Genomic DNA, 24,943 nt, shown 5'->3' with positions numbered 1-24,943 from the left:
CCCACGACGACAACCAGGAATCGCTGTTTTCCGCCATTTGAAAAGGAGGTGCATAATGAATCAGTCTTCACAATTACCCGAAAGAACAGCCTCTTCGCTGGCAGCGACGGCGGCGGACGGACATGGGCCACCATCGCCACGCTGCTGACCACCGCCAAGATGAACCAGGTCGATCCGCACGCCTGGCTCACCCGGACCCTCGAGCGCATCGCCAATGGCTGGCCAAACAGCGATATCGAGGCGCTCATGCCTTGGAACTACCAGCGCTAAACGGCATCAGCTACCCGCTTACAAATGACTGGCAGGTCGGCCAGACCGGCAAAGTTGTCGCGCCAGACCTATATATTGCGGTCGGGATTTCCGGCGCGATCCAGCATCTTGCCGGGATGAAAGACTCGAAGGTGATCGTTGCTATCAACCAGGATCCCGACGCGCCGATCTTCGAAGTGGCGGACTACGGTCTGGTGGGTGATCTATTCGAGATTCTGCCTCAACTCCAAGAGCAATTGGGGGAATCCTAGACCTCGGCTCGTCTGTGGCTGCCAAAGCTATAGATTTTGCTCGCTCTCGATGGTATTGGAAATCAATTCCGTTTTGGAATTATCATCGAAAGTGGGATGCTGATGACGGTTGCGGCGGTATCGAGATGCCTGTCCCTGTTGGAGATTTTGGCAGGGGAAACAGAGTTGGTGGAGCTGTCGGAATTGGCCGGTCGACTTGATATGCCCGCAAGTGCTGTGCATCGCCTGCTCGCTACCTTGGCAGCTCATGGCTGGGTGGTGCAAGACGCCGCGAGCCAGAAATATGCGTTGTCCTTGCGAATGAGCACGTTGGCGTTCCGCAATCTCGATGCACGAAACGTTCCGGACGTTGTTCAATCCGTGCTTGAACGATTAGCGTCAGAAACGCGGGAGTATTGTCGACTAGCCATACTCGAAGGTGAGGATCTTGTGTGGGTTGCGCGAGCACAAGGTGCGGTAAACGGCCTGAAGTATGATCCCGACATGGGGCAGGAGATAATTCTTCACGCCACCGCCAATGGGAAGGCGTGGCTTGCGACCTTACCAGAAGAAGAAGCGCTCTCGATCGCTTACTCGCGAGGGTTTGGCGGCAGCCGGAAGCTAGGGCCGAACAGCGCGCGCAACGTCGACGAATTGCGAGTTCGGCTTGCGGAGACGCGGGCCCAAGGATTTGCAACCTCGTTGGAAGAGGCCGAAGCCGGTACCGCGGCAATCGCTGCTCCATTTCGTGCAAGCGCCGAAAGCAATGCCCGGGTTGCGGGCACCATTTCGGTCGCCGGACCACTAGTGCGGATAACACCAGATCGGTGGGAAGAACTGGCGAACGCACTCCACCGGGCGGCCGCTGACATCAGCGAGCTTTGGCCACTTCGCAGCCGTCAACGCGATGGCAGTCGGCCGAGACTGCGTACGACGTCATGATCTCCGGCCCATGGCAAATCGCCATGTCGTGCTAACCGGAAAATAACGAGATAACGGAGGAGAGCTTCGGCATGACGGTAAATAGCAGCCATTCGAGATCGGTTGCGCTCAATCACGCTACGGTACGTGAACGTGCCGATATGATCAACTTTCTGCAACTGTGCGCAGAACGCGGCATCAACGTCGTCTCCATTTGGGGGAACGAAATCGACAAGGTTGGCGAGGCAGCGGCGCTAGCCGCGCTAGAGGATCATGGCATCAGCGTATCAGGTTACAACCGCATCGGCCCTTTCACGCCCGAATATCTGGATCAGGCGCAACTGGAGCTCGAACGGGCAGCAAGGTTCGGAGCCGATCATGTCTTCCTGTTCACCGGAGGCCTGACAGCAGGAGATAGCGATCTTGGTTCGGCTCGGAAGCGTGCCGAAGAGAAGATCGCTCGGTTGCTGGAACTGGCCCGACGCGTCGGAATCAAGCTTGCGATCGAGCCTCTCCATCCAATGCTTGTCGGCGATCGCACTGTCCTTGCAAGTCTTTCCCACGCAAATGATCTTTGCGAGGCACTCGGTCAGGGCATCGGCGTCGTCGTCGATGTCTATCACGTCTGGTGGGATGAGCAACTGGAGGCAGAGATTCTGCGGGCCGGAAGGGCCGGACGACTGCTCGGGTTTCATGTCAACGACTGGATGGTTCCCACCAGACATCTTCTCACCGACAGAGGCATGATGGGTGACGGGATCATAGATCTCGCATTCATCGATCGCATGATGCACCGTGCCGGTTTCGAAGGCCCGGTGGAGGTGGAAATATTTTCGACGGATTGGTGGGCGCGCGATCCGGCTGAAGTTCTGGATATCGCACTGAGCCGTTGTCAGCAGATTTTCGTGAGCAATTGACATGAAGGAACAGATACCCAATCTCGACGGTCTGTCACGCGTCTATGCTGTCCTTGGCGATCCCATCGCGCAGGTACAGACGCCGCGTCTGATCAATCCGATTTTTGCGGCAGCCGGCGCAAATCTCTTCGCAGTGCCGTTTCATGTGACCGCAGAACATTTCGATGGTGCCTGGGATGCATTTTCTTCGATGTCCAACCTGGCTGGGATTGGCGTAACAGTTCCGCACAAAGTGGCCGCATGCGCGCGTTGTACGACACTAACTCCCACAGCAAAAGCGGTTGGCGCAGTCAACTCGGTTCAGCGCGGTGCTGACGGCCGCATGCATGGAGCACTCTTTGATGGACAGGGCTTTGTTGACGGCCTGGGCGCAGCGAAAAGCCGCTTGCGCGATGCCCGCGTCCTCCTGGTCGGGGCAGGGGGCGCCGGCCGTGCGATCGCTTTTGCCCTTGCAGAGGAAGGTGTCGGCCAGCTCGACATCATTGATCCCGTTCATTCTTCGCTTGCTTTTACACGTGAAATGTTCAACGCCGTACGAGGACGAGAATGCGCAAGGGCAGCTGACACCTCGAGGGGGTGGGCCTACGATGTAGTCATCAACGCCTCGCCGATCGGCATCAAGGGAACTGAGCGATTTCCAATGCCAGAGGCGTCCATTCAACCTGGGATGCTTGTTGCGGACATCGCCAGCCTGACTGGGGAAACCCCGTTGTTACGCACCGCCCGCGCCGCCGGAGCAGCGGTATCAGATGGCAATGACATGCTGGCCGCCCAAATCAGGCTGATAGCGGGCTTCGCTACCGGTCTCCGGGCGGGTACGCCTATTGTCTAATGGGGGTAACCGGGCGTCGAGTTCAACGAGCGGCATTGCCCCAGATGTGGCACGGAACACGTCCGACGTGACCTCTGATGATGGGACTTGACCGACTGCAAGGCTCAGAAGGGGACATAACCAATGGCAACAAAGTCCAGAAGTTGGATTAGGGATCTAGAGCACGTCCTGTTTAATCCGGTTCATATCCTGCGGCTTTGAAGTAGTTGGCACATTCGGCTGGGGTGAAGAGGTCGACGGCCGCGCCGACCGCGTCCCACAAGGCCTTGATGGTTCTCTCGGCCTTTGCTCGCAGCAGCGCCTTGAGTTTGGCGAAGGCGTTCTCAATCGGATTGAAGTCTGGACTGTAAGGCGGCAAATAGAGCAGGCTCGCGCCTGCGGCCTCAATCGTGTCGCGCACGCCGGCGGCCTTATGGGCGGGCAGGTTGTCCATGACAACTACGTCGCCCTCCGACAATGTCGGGACCAGCACCTGCTCGACATAGGCCAGGAACACGTTGCCGTTCATGGCGCCGTCGTAGGCGAAGGGCGCAGTCATGCCCGTCAGCCGTAGCGCTCCGGTGAAGGTCGTGGTCTTCCAGTGGCCATGCGGCACGCCGGCCCGGCAGCGCTCGCCGCGCGGCGCTCTTCCACGCATGCGGGCCATCTTTGTGGAGAGGCCGGGGTGAGTAGGCCGGAGGGATTTCACCTGCCGGCCTCTCGCAGAACGGTGCGTGAACCTCTCGATTCACACCGCTCCCATCAGGCAAACGTGTTCGTTCCGAACGCCTTCCAGTGCACAAACAGTCCTGGATTTTCCCGCGCCAGCTTTCTCACGAAGAGGCTGGCACGCGTCTTATGGGACTGAAAGCGCTTGAACTTACGCATGATCCACGCCCTGAGCTTCCGGTTGACGTAATCAACCAGAGTGGACGGGCCGAACGGCTGTAGCGGCCATAATAGGCTATCCATCCGCGAAGGAGTGGATTGAGCTGTTGGGCGATTTCAGCCAGCGTCCCCGGCGTCTGCCGCGGGATGTTCAAGCTTTTGATCGTGGCCCGCATCGACTTCATTGCCGTTGGGCTGGCCGCAGGCGTGTAACCACAGAAGAACTCATCTCGCTGTGTGTTCGCCACGCGTCGCGGCCGGAACTGATACCCGAGGAAGTCGAACACGACATTCGGGTATTCCCCCCTGCGCCTTTGGTCTTTGCAATAGACGATCTTGGTCTTTGTCGGATGCATTTGAAGCGCGCATGCTGCCAGTCGAGCACCAAGCTCCGTCTTGAGGGCTTCTGCCTGCTGCTCGTTCCGGCAATGCACAAGACCATCGTCCGCATATCGACACCACGGAAGGTCAGGATGCGTCCGGGTCATCCACAGATCAAATGCATAGTGCATGAAGAGATTCGACAAGATCGGGCTGACAACGCCCCCTTGCGGGGTACCGCGTGTGCGCTCGACGACTTCTCCGTTCTTTTCCATCGGCGCTGCCAGCCATCTTTCGATGTACAACAGAGCCCACTTGCATGTGACGTGCTTCCTGACCGCCTTCAGCAAGAGATCGTGCGGAAGATTGTCAAACAGCCCTTTGACGTCGAATTCCAGAACCCAGTCATGCTTCCAGCACCGCTGACGCGTCACGCCAACGGCATCCAGAGCCGATTTTCCCGGCCTGTAGCCGTAGGAGTCTGGAAGAACGAGGGTATCCAAATCCGGCTCAATCATCTGCTTGACCACCATCTGCGCGATCCGATCGCTGACCGTGGGCACACCCAAAACCCTTTCGCCTCCAGTCTTCTTCGGAATGGAGACAGCGCGAACCGGCGGTGGGAAGTACGTCCCTGAGGACACCCGATTCCAGACCTTGTAGAGGTTTCCTGCAAGGTCCTTCTCGAACATCTCCAGGGTCTGCCCGTCCACCCCGGCTGCGCCCTGGTTGGCTTTGACCGCTTTGTAAGCTTCGTACACTTGTCGTTTCGCAATTCGAAACGGCTTGTCTGTCGTATCTTCCGAAGTCATCCTGTTTCCAGTTGTTCCAAACAATACGACCACCTGATCCGGCCCCTTTGCTCCGGCCCCATTACAGCGCCTTCAACGCTCATACGGGCCGGTCCGCCCCAGTCTCCTGCATCGGTCCTCTCGCCTTGCGGTTTGGCCCGCTTGAGCTTCTGCCTTTGCATCAGGAGCCTGGTTCCTGCAGTTCCGCGCGAATGCCTGTGTCCGACTCACGCCCCCTCAACGCCGGTCGCCGCCCGCCCTGTCATCAGGCATCCGGCGGGCTTGTCCCAGGATGACGAGACGGTCCTGGTTTCGGCGACACTTACGTTCATAACGACGCGTCTTCGAAGGGTTCACTTTCGTTCGTCTTTCGGACACCCACCTGCTCGGATCTCGTCCGAACTTTTCATCCAACGCTCACCACCACGGCTCTTTACCGCAGCAGCTTGGACTGGTTTGAGACCTGCTCCTGAAAGCCGATCCCGGAGGGCCGTCCCCCATCATTCACGCAGCTTTACGCTTCGGTCTTAGTTCATGTTGAACTCCTTCCGCTACTCTGCAGCACACTCTCATCGGTGAACACGAGCTTCGCCGGATCGAGGTCGAGCTGGCCGTCGAACCAGTCCCGGCGCCGCTTCAGAATGTCGGGGCGATCCTGCTCCAGTGCGTGCGCGGACTTTTTTTGAATGTCCAGCCGTGGCCGCGAAGCCAGGCGCTCAAGGCGCTGCGGCTGATCCGCACCGACTGCTCGGCGACGAGCCGCTCCACCATCTCGTTCAGCGTGATGTCCTTGCGCTCCTCGATCAGCCCGACGATGAAGGCTTCATGCGCATCGAGGCTGGAGGCGCGGCGGCGGCCCTGCGGGCGTGGCGCCAGTTCGCCGATCTTCGCCCGCGCAATCCAGCGGATCGCGCTGGACACTCCCACGCCGAACTGCGCCGCCGCTTGCCGCGCCGACATGCCCTCGTCCGAAGCCTTCAAGACCCGCGACCGAAGATCCAGGCTAAATGCTCTTCCCATCGTCAACCTCCATCGAGGTGGATGTTGAATCAGAACAAAACGCAGCCGTCACATCACAATCGATTCATCGATCAAAGGACGTGCTCTAGTCGAAGAGACCCCGCTCATTGATACGCACGAGCATCTCGTAGAGGAGTCGCGGCGATTCTCCGGGGTGACAGATTCAATGTTTCGGTGCGACGACTGGCCTCTATTGTTCAGGGACTACGTCTTAGAGGATCTTCATTGCGCCGGAATGAGCGTAAAGGAGGAACAGCGGTTCTATGATCCGGATTTGTCGGCCATTGATAAATTCAATGTAGTATCACCCTATTGGAACCGCATCCGTCATACCGGCTACGCTCAAGCGTTGAACATTACCTTCCGAAAGCTGTACGGCATCGAGTCTTTTCGTCAGACGCCGTAGAAGAATTGGCGGATAAATACCATCTGATCAAGAAGCCTGGCTTCTACAATCGCGTCCTCAAAGACATCTGCCGCATATCGGAATGCCATGTGCATTCCGTCGAACGCATCTTTATGGAAACTGCCCAACCCGCACTCCTGAAGCAAGACCTCAGCATCATGGAACTCGCCAGATGAGGCCCCACAGATATTCGTAGAGTAGAAGGGGAGCTGGGCCCTAAAGATCAATTCCTTTGATGATTGGCTTGAGGCGATCGATACGTACTTTGAACGCTTCGGAGAGCAGGCAGTCGCTGTAAAATATCAGGGAGCTTACTACAGGGGCCTTCGTTTTGCCCACGTGGAGCGGCACGTTGCTGAGAAAGCAATTCACAACGCTAATCGCCGCAAAACCGTATATTGGCCCAGATGGCGCACAGGCTTTAGAAGACTACCTGTTCCACTATTGCCTGAGAAAAGCTCAAGATTATGGGTTGCCCGTCAAGATTCACACTGGCTACTATGCGGCTAAAAACAATATGCCGCTCTCCAGAATAAGGGACAACGCGGTAGACGTTTGCCGGCTGCTAGAAGATTATCCGGGAGTGAGGTTTGTACTCATGCACGTGGGATATCCATATCAGGATGAGTACATTGCCCTCTGCAAGCAATATCACAATGCTTACGTCGATCTCTGCTGGGCGTAGATTATCAACCCTGTTGCGTGTGTACGGTTCCTAACCGAATTCTTGATGGCGGTTCCAGCCAATAAAATTCTGACCTTTGGTGGGGACTACATAGCAGTTGAGAATGTGGTGGGGCACGTAGCCATAGCGCGGGCCGGTCTCACTGAAGCGATCTCGGGATTAGTGGGCCGCGGTTGGCTTGGAGCCGAATACGTCCCCGAGCTTGTGGATCGTCTCATGCGTCAGAATGCTCATGAGCTATTTGGATAGCGTTTTCCGTGCAATCCCGCTGTCAGCCCCAAATCTCGCAGATATGTTCGGCGATAAGCCCGACCTGGCCCGTGATCATGTGCATGCCGGAGTGGATTTCAACGCCACGTGCTTGCGCCTGCGACAACAACGGCGTGATCTCAGGCTGAGCGATAACCTCACCAACGGTCATGCCGGGGTGTAGCAGTTCGGAGTTGAGGGGTAGAGCATCGGTCTCCTTCAACCCAAGCGAGGTGGCGTTGACTATCAGTTGTCCGGCTTCGGGCCGCGCGTCGCCTGCTTTTGCAACTGCATGCCCGAAGTCGGCATTCACCACATTTGCCAATTCTTCTGCCTTCTTAAGCGTTCGATTGGATACGGTGATCCGTCCGGCGCCGGCCTCGATCAAAGCAAATGCGATAGCGACAGCTGCGCCACCCGCGCCTATCATCAGCACATCGCGATTCTTGATCATAATTCGCTCGGCCTGGAGGCCGCGAACAAATCCGCGGCCGTCGAACTGGTAGCCGCGAAAGCTGCCATCCAGTTCCCGGCGAACGAGGTTGACGGCGCCGACTCGAGCCGCCACGGGATCGAGGCTGTCGCAGAGGTCGATGGCAGTCTGCTTATGGGGCAGGGTGATGCCGAACCCAACGAGGTTCGGCATCACCTTTAGCCCTGTCCATACCTTGCGAAGATCCGCTGCCGGCACGTGCAAGGGCACGCATGCGATATCGGCGCCGCGGGCTGCAAAGATGGGATTGATAGCTGAAGGCGACTTCGCCTGAGCGATTGGATCACCGATCAGCCCCAGCAGCCTAGTCGTTCCTTTGATCTCGAACCCTACCACGACAGGTCCTCGCGCTTCAGCCAAACCAGGCTGCCGTCTTCAACGCCGACCACGAGATCGAGCGCCCCTCGGCCGGCCCAGTCGACAGCTTCCGGAGATGCCACATGCATGGCCATGGCAATTACTTCATTGCGGAAGCGGAAGGGGACCGGCAATGCAAACCGTGGTTCTTTGGCTGTGCCGACATTGCGGGATAGGAAGAGCCCCGCCTGCTTCGTCGTATTGCGCGGCGCGCCTGTCGTGGGGTCCGGGGGAACGCATGCGCGGGCGTGCGTGCCGAAAATCAGGTCGGTGCGCCCTGTACCTTCCCAGTCGCAGAAGCAAAGCTTTACCCGGCCGCGACCGCCGCCCACGTCGACGGTAAAGCGCATCGGATCACCGTTTTCCCAGAGAAGATGGCGCTTATCGACAAGTTCGATGTCCGAGGCTTGTTTGAAGTCGCTCAGAACACCCTCCTTATCGAGAGCGATGTAATGGCGCTGCCCATCTTCCAGCCAGTCCACGACGGCCGGGCGCACGCGCCACACGGTCTTGAGCGGCTTGCCGTTGTAGGTAAGAAATTCTTCCGCTGCGAAGCTTGGCGGAAGGCCCTTGTCACCAAGATTCCGGAAAAGCCGATGATGGCCTGTCACGTCACTGACGAGAAGGTCCATGTGTCCGCTGCCGGTCCAGTCGGCAATCGTTGGGCAGGAGTAACCGAACATCTTTTCCGACGGCCCCTGGATAGAGCCAGTTGGGCCTGCTGCAATCCGGATCGGTTGTCCTCCGGCCGTCAGCATAATCTCCTTTTCCAGGTAAATCGCTCCGTTCACCTCGCGGCTCTGGTAAAACAAAAGTTCGCCGGTGCTATTGCCCACGACGAGATCGAAATGACCATCCCCACTGAAATCATATGCCGCGGGGCATGGCAGCACGCCCGCGTGGATCAGCGGCTTCGTGGTTTCAACGCGTCCGCGCTTTTCGAAACGCGGAAGGCCGTCCTCACCTTCACCGCAGTTCTTCAGATAGGTCACGTAGCCGTCTTCGGCGCCAACGAGAATGTCTTCGCGACCATCGTCATCCCAGTCGACGACGCAAGGGAGATGGATGCACTGGTCCAACTCCAGGACGTTATTGTCCGGCGTGCGAAGCAGGGTCGTCGGCTCGAACTGTCCGTCCTCGCGTTGGCGAGCGATGTGCAGGATATTCCAGAATTCGCCGGCGATCAGGCTATGGCGCTCTTTGCCAAAGCGGCCAAACGCCGGCGCGAACTGACCGTAAACTTCGAGCGGCGTTTCACCGGCGATCAAAGGCCGACCGCGTTCCAGGACCGGCTCGGCCAGGGTACCCTTATTTTTGAAGGCATAGAGGAAACCGCGCAGCGGTCCGCCGAGCCAACGATTCGCGTCGTCATGAGCGCGGTAGCCTTCATCGTTCCATTCCAGGCCGTTCGGCCAATAGTCGTCCCAATAGTCGCTGCCGACGATCAATTCAGGAACGCCGTCTCCATCGATGTCGTGGAAGCGGGCCATATGGAAGTACTCATTGCCCTTGACCCAGTCCGCGTCGAGATCGAGTCGTACCGGATCACCAAACTCGGGGGTGCCCTTCTTCCCCACATTGGGAAAAACGTAGATCTGCTTGCGCATGCGCGATGCTGAGACCAGGTGAAAGACATCACCGTCGCGAACGGCCGTTACATAGCCTCTGACGCCTTCGACAAGTTCTTCCTCACCCAGGATCGGGGTGCCGTCTTCGTTCGTTCCGATTTGGCGGCGCAGGAACACGCGTCCGTCATAGCAGGGGTCCCAGGCAGACAGAAGAAGGTCTCGGGTTCCCCTGCCGCTCCAATCGACAATCTCGACACACGTAATGATGCGACCGGCAACAGCCGCCGATTTTACGTCCGGATGATATTTCAGTGTTTCCGATCTGTAGTCCGGGCCATGCCAAACTGTCGCATCATCCTCCCATCTTTTTACACTCACCTTGCATTACTCCCTGTTTCCGAATAAATTGGAATTCATTTCTAAAACGAAATCGTCTTGCAAATCTAGTGGAAAGTATGAAGATGCCCAAAAGTGCCCATGGTATCGTCCCCGTGATGCTCACCCCGTTTACGCCGGCCAATCAGATTGATTGGGAAGGCTTGGAGCGCCTTGTAGAATGGTACGTGCAAATGGGTGCGGACGCGCTCTTTGCGGTGTGCCAGTCGAGCGAAATGCAGAAGCTGTCTCTGGAAGAACGCGTAACCTTGTCGAAAAAAGTGGTTTCGCTTGCCCGCGGAAGAGTCCCGGTTATCGCTTCCGGCCATATCAGTGAAAGCGCGGACGATCAGAGAGCCGAATTGAAGGCCATGGCCGCCACTGGTATCGATGCCCTCGTGCTCGTTACAAATCGGCTGGATACCGCCAATGCCGGGTCAGAGGCTTTTCGTTCCAGCATCAATGATGTCTTGAGCTGGTTGCCAGGCGATTTGCAGCTCGGACTTTATGAATGCCCGGCGCCCTACCGGCGGCTCCTCAGCGACGACGAGTTCAAACTCTGCCGGGACACCGAACGCTTCATCACCTTGAAGGATGTTTCTTGCGATCTTGAGACTGTAAAGCGTCGGGTGGCTCTTGCCGAAGGCTCGGATTTCGCGGTTGTCAACGCCAATGCAGCCATTGCCACAGCTGCGATGCGTGCCGGCTCGAAAGGCTTCTCCGGCGTCTTCACCAATTTTCATGCCGATCTCTATGCGTGGCTCTATCGCCATGCAGCCGAAGAAAGCGACCTGCGTCGCGATTTGGAAATCTTTCTGGCATTGTCTGCGATGGCGGAGCCGATGGGCTATCCCGGTCTTGCCAAAACCTATCACACACGACTTGGGACTTTCTCCAGCGCGCATTCGCGCGTGACGGATTACGATATTACCGAGCGCCACTGGGCCGTGATGACACTGCTCGACCATATCCATGAAGGAACCGAACGCTTCAGGCAGGCGATCGCTACGCGCGGCTAAGAACAAGTGCTGTTTGGTGACGCTCCACTTAGTTGGGGTAAACGCGTCGCCAACTTTTGTTACGCCCTCCCTCAATCACCACAAGGCGAGACCCGTGATTGTCACCTTCGGTTCTATCAATGTCGATCTCATCTTCTCGGTGAACGAGATGCCGCAAGCCGGCCAGACGCTTTTGGCCAAAGGCTTTCGGACGGAGGCCGGTGGCAAGGGCGGAAATCAGGCCGTAGCGGCCTCCCGTGATGGCGCCAGCGTGGTGATAGTGGGCGCCGTAGGTGAGGATGCCATGGCCGCTGTTGCCCTGCAAAACCTGGAGGGTGCGGTAGATTTTGGCCGAGTTGCCCGCGTGCCGGAGCCGACCGGTTGTGCCTCGATCTTGATCGATGCCAAGGGTCGCAACATGATCGCGGTCGCGCCTGGCGCTAATCTTGTCGCTTCCTCGGATGCAATCGAAGAGGCCCTTCTTCGTGATGCGTCAATTGTCCTAATGCAGATGGAAAATGACGTCTCTGAGATTGAGAAACTCGTTCGGCGTACGAAGGAAACGAACGCCAAATCAATCTTGAACCTCGCTCCAGCATTTCCGCTTGATCCTGAAACTCTATCCCTTTGCGATCTCATCGTGGTCAACGAAGACGAGGCCGAAGCGCTGGCAGTCCAGCTTGGATGTGAGCCTTCCGCTCAATCATTATCGAAGCGGTTGAATACCGGGGTGCTCAGGACCCTCGGGGGCGACGGCGCGGAAGCGGTCACGAACGGTCAGGAGATCAAGGTTTCTGCGATGGCAGTCGACGTGAAGGATACTACTGCGGCCGGAGATTGCTTTGTCGGCGTCCTTGCATCGGCTCTGGATCACGGCCTTTCCCTCGAGGCTTCCATGCGACGGGCTTCAAAGGCAGCGGCAATTGCATGTTCACGCTTCGGAAGTCAGTCAAGCATTCCGTTCGCCACCGAAACCGACAATTGGATCACCGGATGATTTCGCTCCAGCGCGCCGTTTCTGGAACCCATAGCGTCCTTTCCGCATGGTGTACCGAGATCCGCCCATGACCTATATCACTTACGTCTTCGCTGTTCTGGCGCTGCTAGCAACACCGGGACCAACAAATACCCTTATGGGCTTGGCCGGCGCACAGAAGGGCTTGCGACGCACCCTTCAACTGCTGCCAGCCGAGATCGGAGGCTATCTTACGACGATAATGCCCTTGACATTGCTTGGGACGGAGATCGTCGCGCGTTGGCCGGCCATCGCAGTGCTTGTGAAGGGTGCTTCAGCAAGTTGGATCCTGTACCTTGCCATCAATCTGTGGGGGACAGAAGATGGAATTGCACGTGACGACGAGGTCACGATCCGGCGTGTTTACCTGGCCACCATGCTTAACCCGAAGGCCCTGATCGTTGCGATCGTTCTCCTGCCTTCACCAACTGATCAACATTTTCTGCCAAAGCTCGGTATTTTCGGCCTCCTCGCGGTCACGGTAGCGCTTAGCTGGGGCGGATTTGGAACCCTTTTGGGAAACCGTCATAAGAGCGAGCCGCGTCTGCTCCTGATCCAGCGGGTATCGTCGGTATGGCTAGCCATCATCTCTGCGACACTCATCGCCGGCATCGTTCGTGGCTAGAGGCCGGACATGGAAAGCACAATAGCTCCCGAGCGCGAAAGCATGGAATTTGACGTGGTGATCGTGGGCGCCGGTCCTGCCGGCCTTGCGGCGGCGATCCGGCTGAAGCAGATCAATCCGGAACTCTCCGTCGTCGTGCTGGAGAAGGGCGCGGAAGTCGGGGCGCATATCCTCTCGGGCGCCGTGGTCGACCCGATCGGCATCGACCGGCTTTTGCCCGGCTGGCACGACGAGGCCGATCATCCGTTCAAGACCAAAGTCACCGCCGATCACTTCCTGCTGCTCGGTCCGGCCGGTTCCATCCGCCTGCCGAATGTGCTGATGCCGCCCCTGATGAACAACCACGGCAACTACATCGTCTCGCTTGGCCTCGTCTGTCGCTGGCTGGCGACCAAGGCCGAAGAACTCGGCGTCGAGATCTATCCGGGTTTTGCCGCAACCGAAGTGCTCTACAATGATGAAGGTGCCGTCATCGGGGTAGCCACCGGCGACATGGGCATTGAGAAGAACGGCGAGCCCGGGCCGAACTATACCCGCGGCATGGAACTGCTCGGCAAATATGTGCTGATCGGCGAGGGTGTGCGTGGCTCGCTCGCCAAGCAGCTGATTGCCAAGTTCGATCTGCAGAAAGACCGTGAACCGCAAAAATTCGGCATCGGCATAAAGGAGCTCTGGCAGGTCAAGCCGGAGAACCACAGTCCGGGCCTGGTGCAGCACTCCTTCGGCTGGCCGCTCGGCATGAAGACCGGCGGCGGCTCCTTCCTCTATCACCTGGAAGACAATCTGGTGGCAGTCGGCTTCGTCGTCCACCTCAATTACAAGAACCCCTATCTCTATCCCTTCGAGGAATTCCAGCGCTTCAAGATCCATCCGGGGATCCGCACCACCTTCGAGGGCGGCAAGCGGCTGTCCTATGGGGCGCGTGCCATCACCGAGGGCGGCTACCAGTCGGTGCCGAAGCTTTCCTTCCCCGGCGGGGCGCTGATCGGCTGTTCGGCCGGTCTCGTGAACGTGCCGCGCATCAAGGGCAGCCACAATGCGGTGCTGTCGGGCATGCTGGCGGCCGAGAAGATTGCCGCGGCGATCGAAGCCGGCCGCAGCCATGACGAGGTCACCGAGATCGAGAATGAATGGCGCAAGGGCGACATCGGCCGTGATCTCAAGCGGGTGCGCAACGTCAAGCCGCTGTGGTCGAAGTTCGGCACGGCGCTTGGCGTGGCGCTCGGCTGCTTCGACATGTGGGCCAACACGCTGTTCGGCTTTTCCTTCTTCGGCACGCTGAAACATGGCAAGACCGATGCCCAGAGCCTGGAGCCTGCTTCACAGAACAAGCCGATCGCCTATCCGAAGCCCGATGGCGTCTTGACCTTCGACCGGCTGTCCTCGGTGTTCCTGTCGAACACCAATCACGAGGAAGACCAGCCGGTGCATCTGCAGGTCAAGGACATGGCGCTGCAGAGGAGTTCGGAACACGACATCTATGCCGGTCCGTCGACGCGCTACTGTCCGGCAGGCGTCTATGAATGGGTGGAAAAGGATGGCAAGGACGTCTTTGTCATCAACGCCCAGAACTGCGTGCACTGCAAGACCTGCGACATCAAGGACCCCAACCAGAACATCAACTGGGTGCCGCCGCAGGGCGGCGAGGGGCCGGTCTATCCAAATATGTAACAACTTCCTCGCGAGCGTAAACGTGTCTATTACGAAGATACTAGTTGCCAACCGTTCTGAAATTGCCATCCGCGTGTTTCGCGCGGCCAACGAGCTTGGAATAAAAACGGTCGCGATATGGTCAGAGGAAGACAAACTCGCGCTGCACCGCTTCAAGGCCGACGAGAGTTATCAGGTCGGCCGCGGGCCGCATCTTGCCCGTGATCTCGGGCCGATCGAGAGCTATCTGTCCATCGACGAGGTGATCCGCGTCGCCAAATTGTCGGGCGCCGATGCCATCCATCCGGGTTACGGCCTGCTGTCCGAGAGCCCTGAGTTCGTCGATGCCTGTAATGCCGCCGGTATCATCTTCATCGGCCCGAAGCCGGATACGATGCGCCAGCTCGGCAACAAGGTGGCGGCCCGTAATCTGGCGATCTCGGTCGGCGTTCCTGTCGTTCCGGCAACCGAGCCGCTTCCTGACGATATGAAGGTCGTTGCCAAGATGGCAGAGGAAATCGGCTATCCCGTCATGCTGAAGGCGTCCTGGGGCGGCGGCGGGCGCGGCATGCGCGCCATCCGTGATCCCAAGGATCTCGCCCGCGAAGTGACGGAAGCCAAGCGCGAGGCGATGGCTGCATTCGGCAAGGATGAAGTCTATCTCGAAAAGCTCGTGGAGCGCGCCCGCCACGTCGAAAGCCAGATTCTCGGCGATACCCATGGCAATGTCGTGCATCTCTTCGAGCGCGACTGCTCCATCCAGCGCCGTAACCAGAAGGTCGTCGAGCGCGCGCCGGCGCCCTATCTCTCCGAAGCGCAGCGCCAGGAGCTTGCCGCCTATTCGCTGAAGATCGCCAAGGCCACGAATTATATCGGTGCCGGCACCGTCGAATATCTGATGGACGCCGATACCGGCAAATTCTACTTCATCGAAGTCAATCCACGCATTCAGGTCGAGCATACCGTCACCGAAGTCGTCACCGGCATCGATATCGTCAAGGCGCAGATCCATATCCTCGACGGCTTTGCCATCGGCACGCCGGAATCGGGCGTTCTGAAGCAGGAAGACATCAAGCTCAACGGTCACGCGCTGCAGTGCCGCATCACCACAGAGGATCCGGAGCACAACTTCATTCCGGATTACGGCCGTATCACCGCCTACCGACAGGCGTCCGGGTTTGGTCTCAGACTGGACGGGGGAACGGCTTACGCGGGTGGCATCGTGACCCGGTTCTACGACCCTTTGCTTGAAAAGGTCACCGCATGGGCTCCAACCCCCGATGAAGCGATGAGCCGTATGGACCGGGCACTGCGCGAATTCCGCATCCGTGGCGTCGCCACCAATCTGACCTTCCTCGAAGCGATCATCACGCATCCGAAGTTCAAAGACTACAGCTACACGACACGCTTCATCGACACGACGCCGGAACTCTTCCGGCAGGTTAAAAGGAAAGACCGCGCGACAAAGCTGTTGACCTATCTCGCCGACGTCACCGTTAACGGCCATCCTGAAACGAAGGGTCGCAGTCGCCCGACTGGCAAGGCGGCGAAACCCGTCGTGCCCTATACCAATAGCGGCGGGATTCCCGATGGCACCAAGCAGCTGCTCGACACGCTCGGCCCGATGAAGTTCGGCGATTGGATTCGCAACGAGAAGCGCGTGCTTTTGACCGATACGACGATGCGCGATGGCCACCAGTCGCTGCTCGCCACCCGCATGCGCACCTATGACATCGCCCGCATTGCCGGCACCTATGCGCATGCGCTGCCAGGCCTTTTGTCGCTCGAATGCTGGGGCGGAGCGACCTTCGACGTCTCCATGCGCTTTCTGACCGAGGACCCGTGGGAGCGCCTGGCACTGATCCGCGAGGGTGCACCGAACCTTCTGCTGCAGATGCTCCTGCGCGGCGCTAACGGCGTCGGCTACACCAATTATCCCGACAATGTCGTCAAATATTTCGTCCGCCAGGCGGCCAGGGGCGGTATCGATCTCTTCCGCGTGTTCGATTGCCTGAACTGGGTCGAGAACATGCGCGTCTCGATGGATGCCATTGCCGATGAGAACAAGCTCTGCGAGGCGGCGATCTGCTATACCGGCGATATCCTGAACTCGGGCCGTCCGAAATACGATCTGAAATATTATGCCGACCTTGCGGTCGAGCTCGAGAAGGCCGGCGCGCATATCATCGCGCTCAAAGATATGGCGGGCCTGCTCAAGCCTGCGGCTGCGAAGGTACTGTTCAAGGCGCTGCGTGAGGCGACCAGCCTGCCGATCCACTTCCACACGCATGATACATCGGGTATTGCGGCGGCGACTGTCCTTGCCGCTGTCGATGCCGGCGTCGATGCCGTCGATGCGGCCATGGATGCGCTTTCCGGCAATACCTCGCAGCCCTGCCTCGGCTCGATCGTCGAGGCGCTGCGCGGTTCCGAGCGTGATCCGGGTCTCGATCCGGAATGGATCCGCCGCATCTCCTTCTACTGGGAAGCGGTGCGCCATCAGTACGCAGCCTTCGAAAGCGATCTGAAGGGTCCGGCATCCGAAGTCTATCTGCACGAAATGCCGGGCGGCCAGTTCACCAACCTCAAGGAACAGGCTCGCTCGCTCGGTCTCGAGAGCCGCTGGCACAAGGTGGCGCAGGCCTATGCCGACGCCAACCAGATGTTCGGCGATATCGTCAAGGTGACGCCGTCTTCCAAGGTCGTCGGCGACATGGCACTGATAATGGTGAGCCAGGACCTGACCGTTGCCGACGTCGTCAGCCCGGACAAGGAAGTCTCCTTCCCGGAATCCGTCGTTTCGATGCTGAAGGGCGATCTCGGCCAACCGCCCAGCGGATGGCCCGAAGCGCTGCAGAAGAAGGCGCTGAAGGGCGACAAGCCCTATACCGTGCGTCCCGGCTCGCTGCTCAAGGAGGCCGATCTCGATGCGGAGCGTAAAGTCATCGAGACGAAACTCGAGCGCGAGATCAGCGACTTCGAATTCGCTTCCTATCTGATGTATCCGAAGGTCTTTACCGACTTCGCCTTTGCGTCAGATACCTATGGTCCGGTCTCGGTGCTGCCGACGCCCGGCTATTTCTACGGTCTGGCTGACGGCGAGGAGCTGTTTGCCGATATAGAGAAGGGCAAGACGCTCGTCATCGTCAACCAGGCGATGAGCGCGACGGACAGCCAGGGCATGGTGACCATCTTCTTCGAGCTCAACGGTCAGCCGCGCCGCATCAAGGTGCCGGACCGGGCCCATAGGGCTACAGGTGCCGCCGTCCGCCGCAAGGCCGAACCGGGCAATGCCGTTCATGTCGGCGCGCCGATGCCCGGTGTCATCAGCCGTGTCTTCGTCTCGCCCGGCCAGGCCATCAGTGCCGGCGACGTGCTTATATCCATCGAGGCCATGAAGATGGAAACGGCGATCCACGCAGAAAACGACGGTACGATCGCCGAAGTACTCGTCAGAGCCGGAGATCAGATCGACGCCAAGGATCTACTCATCGCGTACGGGCAAAAATAGCTGCAAACAGTTCGTTAGTCTCGCGCTGAGCATCGGCTTGCGTGGCGGAAGCGACATAACGAAAAACGGCATGTAATGGCGACGGCTTCGCGGGAGCCGCCAGCGATGCGGTATTGCCAAGCTTAGCAAGAAGCGTGTCGTACCGCACAGCGTTATAGTGGATCTTTTCCAATTGGCGAAGTGGACCTTTTCCCCATGCCGTAATACAGACCATGATGGGGCCGCTTATCAACTATCTCGGTCGCTCGCGCTCACTGCGTGGGAGATGTTCGACTGTGGAGGAAGTCATGGACGATCTAGAATACGGCACCCGTAACAAACGCGGGGATTGGGCTCCAAATGCTAAAGCCCAGGCCGCGCCACTATTTGTTTTGCCGCCACGGCCGATCGCATTCCTAAAATGGTTGCCGCATTATTTCTTGCCATGGAACCTGCTTTTCGCAGCTTCCGCGGTTGCATACTGGCATTTTGTGGTGCCCGATACTGTGATCATGAAGACACTCGCTGTGTCCTGGATTCTGCGCCTCTTCGTTGTCAATTGCGTAGCGGTGTTTCTGTTTTATGGCGCTTTTGAGCTACGTCTCTACATTTTGCGCCGCCAGCAGAACAGGTTCAAATACAACAGCAAATTTCCTGCCGAGCAACGAAGCGAGGCCTTCTTCTTTGGACGGCAAAATATAGATAACCTAATGCGCACCTTCGGCACTGGCTTGCCTATCTGGACCGCGATCGAAGTTGCGATCCTTTACGCTTATGCCTGGGGCTATGCACCTTGGATGACTTTTACAGAACACCCTTGGTATTTATTCGCAGTCGGCCTAGCCGTGCCTCTTATCCACTCCACGCATTTCTACCTGCTGCACCGACTGCTCCATTGGGGGCCCTTATACAAATGGATCCACTCCGTGCACCACAACTCGGTTAATCCGTCACCGTGGTCGTCTCTGTCGATGCACCCGGTAGAGCAACTGGGTTATTTCGGCGAAGCCCTGTGGCATCTCGTGATTCCCTCTAACCCCATTCTTGCGCTCTATCAATTACACTACACAGGATTCGGCGCAATCGTAGGGCACGTAGGCTTTAACAAAATCGAAGTCACGGAAAACGTCCTCGTCGATGGTGACGACTACGTCCACTACCTCCATCACAAATATTTTGAGGTGAACTACGGCGGCGGGCTGATCCCTTTCGATCAGTGGTTTGGAACATACCATGACGGCAGCAAGGAAGCTGGTGCGCGAATGCAGGCTCGCTATCAAAAGAAAAAAGAGCGCCTGAACAAGAACTCATCCAAAACAATCTGAAATCGCGCCAGCTTACGGACGGCCGCGAGCCGGCCCTCTTTCCGACCAGTTTGACCCAAGGAACTAGAATGGCACAGTGGATGGAGGTTTGCTCCACAGAAGCAATCGAAAAAGAGGAGGTGATCCGCTTTGATTTCGGCGGGCGCACCTTCGCTATTTTTCGCAGTCCTGAAGATGAATATTTCTGCACGGACGGGTTATGCACGCATGAGAAGGTTCATCTCGCGGACGGTCTAGTGATGGACAACACGATCGAGTGTCCCAAACATGATGGCGTATTCGACTACAAAACCGGCGAGGCTTTGCGCATGCCGCCGTGCATCGATCTTAAGACCTATAAAGCGAAAATTGAGAACGGCCGTGTGTGGATCGAAATCTGAACGAGCAGGAATGGTCATTGTCGGAGCGGGCGAGTGTGGGACTCGAGCGGCCTACACCCTGCGCGAAGCTGGATACGACGGACCCGTGACCTTGATCGGTGACGAAGCAAGTTTGCCTTATGAGCGGCCACCATTGTCAAAACCTTCGAGCGTGGGCATCGAGCACAGGTTGATCTGTGATGCTGCCCAGCTGGAAAACGCTGGAATAAAGTACCTAGCGGGGACACGGGTGACGTCGCTCGATCCGGCAAGAAAGACGGTCTCCCTGGACAATCAAGACAATCTTTCTTATGAGCGCCTTCTATTGTCGACCGGCGTAGCGCCCCGCAGGCTTACCTGCCCCGGCGGGGAACTCGCTCATGTGCTGCGAACGCTAGAAGATGCGAAACGGCTCTATAAGATGGCCTTCGCCGGCTCTCGTATTGCTATCGTCGGAGCTGGTCTGATCGGGATGGAACTGGCGGCTTGTCTACAAAAACTCGGCACCCACGTAACGGTGATTGATGTGGCGACGCGTCCGCTTGAAAGGGCTGCGCCAGATTTACTCGCGCGACGTCTTCATGAAAGGCATGTAGAGGAAGGCGTCAGATTCCGGTTCAATGCAATAGTCGAAGAGATCGACAGATCTGGCGTCCTTCTGAATGACGGAACCATTGTCGCGGCTGATGTTGTGATAACGGCGATCGGCGTCACTCCCAATACATCACTTGCCAAAGGTTCCGGCATATCCACTCCAAACGGTATTCTGGTAGATACTTTTCTTCATACTACTGTCTCGGACATCTTCGCAGCCGGCGACTGCGCCTGCCTCGATCTTGGTCAGGGGAAAGCCGTGCGCTACGAAACGTGGCGCAACGCGCGAGTACAAGGAGAGCTAGCGGGGCGCAACATGGCTGGCGCGGCGCAAACCATCACTACTCGGCCGTGGTTCTGGTCCGATCAGTATGAACTTGGGCTGCAGGTCGTCGGGTTACCGTCAGCGGAGCACGTAACGGTCACGCGTCACCTGTCGGATGGTGCGGAGATTATTTTCTTCCTTGACGAGCACAGGCACTTGGCGGCGGCGGCTGGTCTCGGTCCTGGCGGCGCTGTCGCGAAAGACATTCGCCTAGCGGAAATGCTTATTGATGCACAGGTGGGCTTGGATCTCAAGCTTATCGGCGATCCAGCTGTAAGCCTTAAATCGTTTCTGAGACGGACTCAACCTGCGTGAGACTGGGACATATTGAGAAAGCCGTTGCCTACTAAATGGCTGCACAGGAAAAGCCGTGAACCGAACCGACCTGATGATCTTTTCTGTCAGCATAAAAAGATGGGAGTTCGCAGCAGGGAGCCCGCTGTCAACTTGCCGCTCTCATGAGCGATGGCAGAAATCGTTCAACTCGAAAGGGATCGCGACATAACTCAAGGCCCGCACCCCAAAACAACCGACCGCAAGTAACAATCTGGGAGGAATACGACATGGACGTTCGCGCCGCCGTCGCGTTCAGGCAGGTAAACCGCTCGAAGTAATGACCGTGGAGCTGGAGGGGCCACGGGCCGGCGAATTGCTGGTGGAGATCAAGGCGACGGGCATCTGCCACACCGATGATTTCACTTTGTCGGGCGCCGATCCGGAAGGGCTCTTCCCGGCGATCCTCGGCCACGAAGGTGCCGGCATCGTCGTCGATGTCGGCCCCGGCGTCACTTCGGTGAAGAAGGGCGACCATGTCATTCCGCTCTACACCCCGGAATGCCGCGAGTGATATTCCTGCCTTTCCCGCAAGACCAATCTCTGCACCTCGATTCGATCAACCCAGGGCCAGGGGCTGATGCCGGATGGAACGAGCCGCTTCTCGATCGGCAAGGACAAGATCCACCACTATATGGGGTGCTCGACCTTTTCGAACTTCACCGTGCTGCCGGAGATCGCCCTTGCCAAGGTCAATCCGGACGCGCCGTTCGACAAGATCTGCTACATCGGCTGCGGTGTCACGACCGGCATCGGCGCAGTCATCGACACCGCCAAGGTGGAGATCGGCGCGACGGCCATCGTCTTCGGGCTCGGCGGTATCGGCCTCAACGTTCTGCAGGGCCTGCGTCTGGCCGGTGCCGACATGATCATCGGCGTCGATATCAACCCTGACCGCAAGGCACGGGGCGAAAAGTTCGGCATGACCCACTTCGTCAATCCGAAGGAGGTCGGCGACGACATCGTGCCCTATTTCGTCAACATGACGAAGCGCCACGGCGACCTGATCGGCGGCGCCGACTACACGTTCGACTGCACCGGCAACACTAAGGTGATGCCATTATCATCGGCGTTGCCGGCGCCGGCCAGGAAATCTCCACCCGTCCGTTCCAGCTGGTTACCGGCCGCAACTGGATGGGCACCGCCTTTGGCGGCGCGCGGCCGCACCGACGTCCCGAAGATCGTCGACTGATACATGCAGGGCAAGATCCAGATCGATCCGATGATCACCCACACAATGCCGCTCGAAGACATCAATAAGGGCTTCGAGCTGATGCACAAGGGCGAAAGCATCCGCGGCGTGGTCATGTACTGAGCCATGAAGACGATCTCGACCGAAAATTCTCATGGCGGCACCCAGAGCGTTTACGTCAATCGCTCGGATGTCTGCGACTGCGACATGACCTTTGCTGTATTCCTGCCGCCGCAGGTCAGAGCACGGAAACTGCCGGTTCTATGGTACCTTTCCGGTCTGACCTGCACCCATGCGAGTCATGGAAAAGGGCGAGTATCGGCGTCTTGCCGCAGAACTCGGCATGATCGTCGTCTGTCCCGACACTAGTCCGCGGGGCGATGCCGTTCCGGACGAGCCGGATAACTGGCAGTTCGGCAAGGGGGCCGGCTTCTATGTCAACGCCACCGAGCCGCCGTTCGCGCAGAACTATCGGATGTACAGCTACGTCGTCGATGAATTGCCGAAGCTTATCGCGGCCGAGTTTCCGGTCGACATGACGCGACAGGGGATCTTCGGTCACTCCATCACGATTGCGCGCAACAACCCCGAACGTTTCGGCAGCTGCTCGGCCTTCGCGCCGATCAGCCATCCCTCGGTCTCTGGCTAGTCAATGCCGGCGTTCCAGAAATACCTCGGATCGGATGAGACGAACTGGCGGGCATATGATGCCTGCTCGCTGATCTAAGACCGGCACCGGTTCCCGGAATTCCTCGTCGACCAGGGGACGGCGGATAACTTCCTGGAGGATGGATTGCGCCTCGAAGAGCTCAGGCAAGCCTGCGAGGCGGCGGGCATTCCGCTCAGGCTGCGCATGCAGCAGGGTTATGGCCATTCCTCTTCATTTCGACATTCATGGAAGACCATCTTCTCTGGCACGCGCAGAGGCTGAACAACTGACTTTAGAGAGCTCGGCCGGGCATAACGCAAACGGCCAGGGGGAAGGAGAACAGCAATGAGCATAGCCATACATCCGGCGGTGGATTCAGGCTTTCGAGCAACTGACGCTGCTTTTGCCGGCGGAACGCTTGTCTGCCAGTGCACGAGCAATCCGGTGAAGGTCAGGGTCAAGGGCGACATCGCCCACAACCACGCCTGCGGTGGCACCAAGTGCTGGAAGCCAGAAGGCGCCGCCGTTTCGGTCGTGGCGGTCGCGCCGACAGAAAGCGTCGAGGTGCTGGAGAACAGCGACAAGCTCGCCGTCGTCGATTCCGCCTCCTTGATCCAGCGGCACGCCTGCAAGGAATGCGGCGTGCACATGTACGGTCCGGTCGAGCGCGAACATCCCTTCTGGGGGCTGTCCTTCGTTCATCCGGAGCTCTTCCAAGAAGGCGGCTGGGCAAAACCCACCTTTGCCGCGTTCGTGTCTTCGATCATCGAAAGCGGCTTTGATCCCGCCAAGATGGACGCCGTCAGAGCGCAGCTGAAGGCCTCGGGCCAAGAACCCTATGATTGCCTCTCGCCCGGCCTGATGGATTATATCGCCACCTGGACCGCCAAAAAGAGCGGCGTCCTTCCGGCATGAAAAAAGAGGGCAGTGCTGCAGCAGGACTGCCCTTGAATTAAGGGGTAGGTTTTCAGGAGGCATGCCGAGACACAGTTGCAACCGGCAAGACTACTGGCTCCGCGGGTTTCCCGTTAGCAGGAGCTGCCGCCTTTCAACGAAGGTGACCGCCAACTGAGGCCTCTTTGCGAGCCGTGCTCGTGGCGGAGTTGTGACGGATGTGGCGGACCGCTGAAGATGCTGCGTGATAATCGCCGCTGGCAGATTAGAATTGCAAATTTCGAAGTCCACCTCGACGACGTTACTGCCATATTCTAGGTTATTGCCGCGTCGTCAACCTCATCACGCAGCATTATGCTTGTGTAGTCACTCTGGTTTTGAAAGTTATTAGAACACGGCGTGTGTGACCACAAAATCATTTTCATGGGATATTCGGTCCTCTGGCCGCGACGACTTGCGTACATTCGAAGCCGGAATCGTCGCAATCGAAAACACTGACGCGATCGGCTGCCTTTGAAGGGGCGCTAGAAATGGAGCTGTTCGTGCTAGCCAAGTGGACCTTTTCATCCGAGCCGTTTCACGGTAAGGATCGCGCTCGCCGATATACAGCATCCTGCGAACTATTGCTCTATTGACTTGGCGCCTGCCTCTTTCACGTATTCGGCCATCGAGCCGAATGCGCGGCTTTCATGCCTCCCAAGGCAAATTGGTTGTCGCCGAACCTGATTCGGCGGCAGCCAATCCTCCATCGATTTGATGGGTACAATTCTGCCAAGAGCCGTAGCAAGAGACGGAATCTACACCACAGATAGCGGAGGTCGGCGCTACATCGATGGCTCAGGTGGCGCCGCTGTAAGTTGCCTTGGTCACAATCATCCAGAAGTGCTGGAAGCAATGAAGGGTAAGCGGGCAGCTGAGGCCGTTCAGCGCCGGTACTTCCGTGGCATAAGGGCGTCGATATCCTGTTTGGCCAGCCATTGGCAATGCGATCAAAGGTCTGGGTAAGCCAGGCTTGCGGATCGACCTGATTCATCTTGGCGTTTTTCAGCAGCGTGGTGATGTTGGCCCAATCCGTCCACCGCCGTTGCTGCCCGCCAAGAGGCTGTTCTTTCGAGTAATTGCGAAGACTGATTCATTTATGCACCCCCTCTTCAAATGGCGGGAAACAGCGATTTCTGATTATCGTCATTGA

At 58.0% G+C, this 24,943-nt stretch carries 20 protein-coding genes and 7 pseudogenes; 19 read left to right on the top strand and 8 right to left on the bottom strand.

All coding sequences use genetic code 11. The annotated features are described in order from the left end of the window. The 5 genes and pseudogenes from NKJ12_RS30565 to NKJ12_RS30545 all read left to right on the top strand — a co-directional run. Positions 1–270 (top strand): transposase domain-containing protein (locus NKJ12_RS30565; protein ID WP_352707273.1); only part of this gene is annotated, 270 nt, incomplete at its 5' end. 23 nt (positions 271–293) lie between these two features. Continuing rightward, positions 294–521, top strand: a pseudogene (locus NKJ12_RS30560) (electron transfer flavoprotein subunit alpha/FixB family protein); the annotation flags it as partial. 36 nt (positions 522–557) lie between these two features. Then, positions 558–1,442 carry an IclR family transcriptional regulator gene (locus tag NKJ12_RS30555; protein WP_352707271.1) on the top strand — a complete coding sequence of 295 codons (885 nt, stop codon included), beginning with the start codon at positions 558–560 and terminating at the stop codon, positions 1,440–1,442. A gap of 71 nt (positions 1,443–1,513) precedes the next feature. Next, positions 1,514–2,338: a sugar phosphate isomerase/epimerase family protein gene (locus tag NKJ12_RS30550; protein ID WP_352707269.1), complete on the top strand. Its 825-nt coding sequence runs from the start codon at positions 1,514–1,516 to the stop codon at positions 2,336–2,338. Between the two features lies 1 nt (position 2,339). After that, entirely contained in the window at positions 2,340–3,170 is an 831-nt protein-coding gene (locus NKJ12_RS30545) for a shikimate dehydrogenase family protein (protein WP_352707266.1), read from the top strand. A gap of 172 nt (positions 3,171–3,342) precedes the next feature. Here NKJ12_RS30545 and NKJ12_RS30540 read toward each other — a convergent pair. From NKJ12_RS30540 to NKJ12_RS30525, 4 genes and pseudogenes are all read right to left on the bottom strand, one after another. Further along, a pseudogene (locus tag NKJ12_RS30540) lies at positions 3,343–3,825 on the bottom strand (IS630 family transposase); the annotation flags it as partial. Positions 3,826–3,911: 86 nt separating this feature from the next. Beyond that, positions 3,912–5,170, bottom strand: a pseudogene (gene ltrA / locus NKJ12_RS30535) (group II intron reverse transcriptase/maturase). 532 nt (positions 5,171–5,702) lie between these two features. Continuing rightward, positions 5,703–6,169 (bottom strand): annotated as a pseudogene (locus NKJ12_RS30530) (helix-turn-helix domain-containing protein); the annotation flags it as partial. Positions 6,170–6,562: 393 nt separating this feature from the next. After that, positions 6,563–6,703: a hypothetical protein gene (locus tag NKJ12_RS30525; RefSeq protein WP_352707264.1), complete on the bottom strand. Its 141-nt coding sequence runs from the start codon at positions 6,701–6,703 to the stop codon at positions 6,563–6,565. 224 nt (positions 6,704–6,927) lie between these two features. On the opposite strand from NKJ12_RS30525, the gene NKJ12_RS30520 reads away from it, so the two are divergent. Beyond that, complete coding sequence (locus tag NKJ12_RS30520) at positions 6,928–7,260, top strand: amidohydrolase family protein (RefSeq protein ID WP_352707263.1); 333 nt, start codon at positions 6,928–6,930, stop codon at positions 7,258–7,260. Between the two features lie 271 nt (positions 7,261–7,531). Here the strand turns inward: NKJ12_RS30520 and NKJ12_RS30515 are convergent, their stop codons facing one another. Beyond that, positions 7,532–8,338 carry a shikimate dehydrogenase family protein gene (locus NKJ12_RS30515; RefSeq protein ID WP_352707261.1) on the bottom strand — a complete coding sequence of 269 codons (807 nt, stop codon included), beginning with the start codon at positions 8,336–8,338 and terminating at the stop codon, positions 7,532–7,534. After that, on the bottom strand, positions 8,332–10,305 hold the full coding sequence (locus NKJ12_RS30510) for an FG-GAP repeat domain-containing protein (RefSeq protein ID WP_352707259.1): 1,974 nt from the start codon (positions 10,303–10,305) through the stop codon (positions 8,332–8,334). Before NKJ12_RS30510 ends, NKJ12_RS30515 begins: the two co-directional genes overlap by 7 nt. Before the next feature lie 83 nt (positions 10,306–10,388). Here NKJ12_RS30510 and NKJ12_RS30505 point away from each other — a divergent pair, with 83 nt between their 5' ends. The 11 genes and pseudogenes from NKJ12_RS30505 (at position 10,389) to NKJ12_RS32380 (ending at position 22,857) form a co-directional block, all read left to right on the top strand. Beyond that, on the top strand, positions 10,389–11,321 hold the full coding sequence (locus NKJ12_RS30505; RefSeq protein WP_352707275.1) for a dihydrodipicolinate synthase family protein: 933 nt from the start codon (positions 10,389–10,391) through the stop codon (positions 11,319–11,321). A gap of 94 nt (positions 11,322–11,415) precedes the next feature. After that, positions 11,416–12,297: a ribokinase gene (locus NKJ12_RS30500; protein ID WP_352707257.1), complete on the top strand. Its 882-nt coding sequence runs from the start codon at positions 11,416–11,418 to the stop codon at positions 12,295–12,297. Positions 12,298–12,364: 67 nt separating this feature from the next. Beyond that, complete coding sequence (locus tag NKJ12_RS30495) at positions 12,365–12,940, top strand: LysE family translocator (protein WP_352707255.1); 576 nt, start codon at positions 12,365–12,367, stop codon at positions 12,938–12,940. 9 nt (positions 12,941–12,949) lie between these two features. Then, positions 12,950–14,611, top strand: a complete 1,662-nt coding sequence (locus NKJ12_RS30490) for an electron transfer flavoprotein-ubiquinone oxidoreductase (RefSeq protein WP_352707252.1) — start codon at positions 12,950–12,952, stop codon at positions 14,609–14,611. 22 nt (positions 14,612–14,633) lie between these two features. Further along, positions 14,634–18,101 carry a pyruvate carboxylase gene (gene pyc, locus NKJ12_RS30485; RefSeq protein WP_352707250.1) on the top strand — a complete coding sequence of 1,156 codons (3,468 nt, stop codon included), beginning with the start codon at positions 14,634–14,636 and terminating at the stop codon, positions 18,099–18,101. 287 nt (positions 18,102–18,388) lie between these two features. Beyond that, entirely contained in the window at positions 18,389–19,405 is a 1,017-nt protein-coding gene (locus NKJ12_RS30480) for a sterol desaturase family protein (protein WP_352707248.1), read from the top strand. A gap of 68 nt (positions 19,406–19,473) precedes the next feature. Continuing rightward, a complete protein-coding gene (locus tag NKJ12_RS30475; protein WP_352707245.1) occupies positions 19,474–19,785 on the top strand; it encodes a MocE family 2Fe-2S type ferredoxin in 312 nt (103 codons plus the stop codon). A gap of 10 nt (positions 19,786–19,795) precedes the next feature. Next, entirely contained in the window at positions 19,796–20,998 is a 1,203-nt protein-coding gene (locus NKJ12_RS30470) for an FAD-dependent oxidoreductase (RefSeq protein ID WP_352707243.1), read from the top strand. A gap of 248 nt (positions 20,999–21,246) precedes the next feature. Then, positions 21,247–22,331, top strand: a pseudogene (locus NKJ12_RS30465) (alcohol dehydrogenase catalytic domain-containing protein). A gap of 3 nt (positions 22,332–22,334) precedes the next feature. After that, on the top strand, positions 22,335–22,577 hold the full coding sequence (locus NKJ12_RS32385; RefSeq protein WP_502905756.1) for an alpha/beta hydrolase-fold protein: 243 nt from the start codon (positions 22,335–22,337) through the stop codon (positions 22,575–22,577). Next, entirely contained in the window at positions 22,552–22,857 is a 306-nt protein-coding gene (locus NKJ12_RS32380; RefSeq protein WP_502905755.1) for an alpha/beta hydrolase-fold protein, read from the top strand. Before NKJ12_RS32385 ends, NKJ12_RS32380 begins: the two co-directional genes overlap by 26 nt. On the opposite strand, the gene NKJ12_RS30455 is transcribed toward NKJ12_RS32380, so the two are convergent. Further along, the gene (locus tag NKJ12_RS30455) at positions 22,858–23,082 is read right to left on the bottom strand and encodes a hypothetical protein (RefSeq protein WP_352707240.1); all 225 of its coding nucleotides are present in this window, start codon (positions 23,080–23,082) and stop codon (positions 22,858–22,860) included. 120 nt (positions 23,083–23,202) lie between these two features. Between NKJ12_RS30455 and gfa the strand changes: the two genes are divergently transcribed. Then, positions 23,203–23,772: an S-(hydroxymethyl)glutathione synthase gene (gene gfa / locus NKJ12_RS30450; protein ID WP_352707238.1), complete on the top strand. Its 570-nt coding sequence runs from the start codon at positions 23,203–23,205 to the stop codon at positions 23,770–23,772. A 735-nt stretch (positions 23,773–24,507) separates the two neighbouring features. Continuing rightward, positions 24,508–24,651 (top strand): annotated as a pseudogene (locus tag NKJ12_RS30445) (aminotransferase class III-fold pyridoxal phosphate-dependent enzyme); the annotation flags it as partial. Positions 24,652–24,674: 23 nt separating this feature from the next. On the opposite strand, the pseudogene NKJ12_RS30440 reads toward NKJ12_RS30445, so the two are convergent. After that, positions 24,675–24,873 (bottom strand): annotated as a pseudogene (locus tag NKJ12_RS30440) (transposase domain-containing protein); the annotation flags it as partial. Positions 24,874–24,943: the final 70 nt, after the last annotated feature.

It is taken from the genome of Mesorhizobium sp. M0195 (assembly GCF_040322115.1).
Classification (GTDB): domain Bacteria; phylum Pseudomonadota; class Alphaproteobacteria; order Rhizobiales; family Rhizobiaceae; genus Mesorhizobium.
This window is presented reverse-complemented; position numbering and strand designations above follow the sequence as displayed.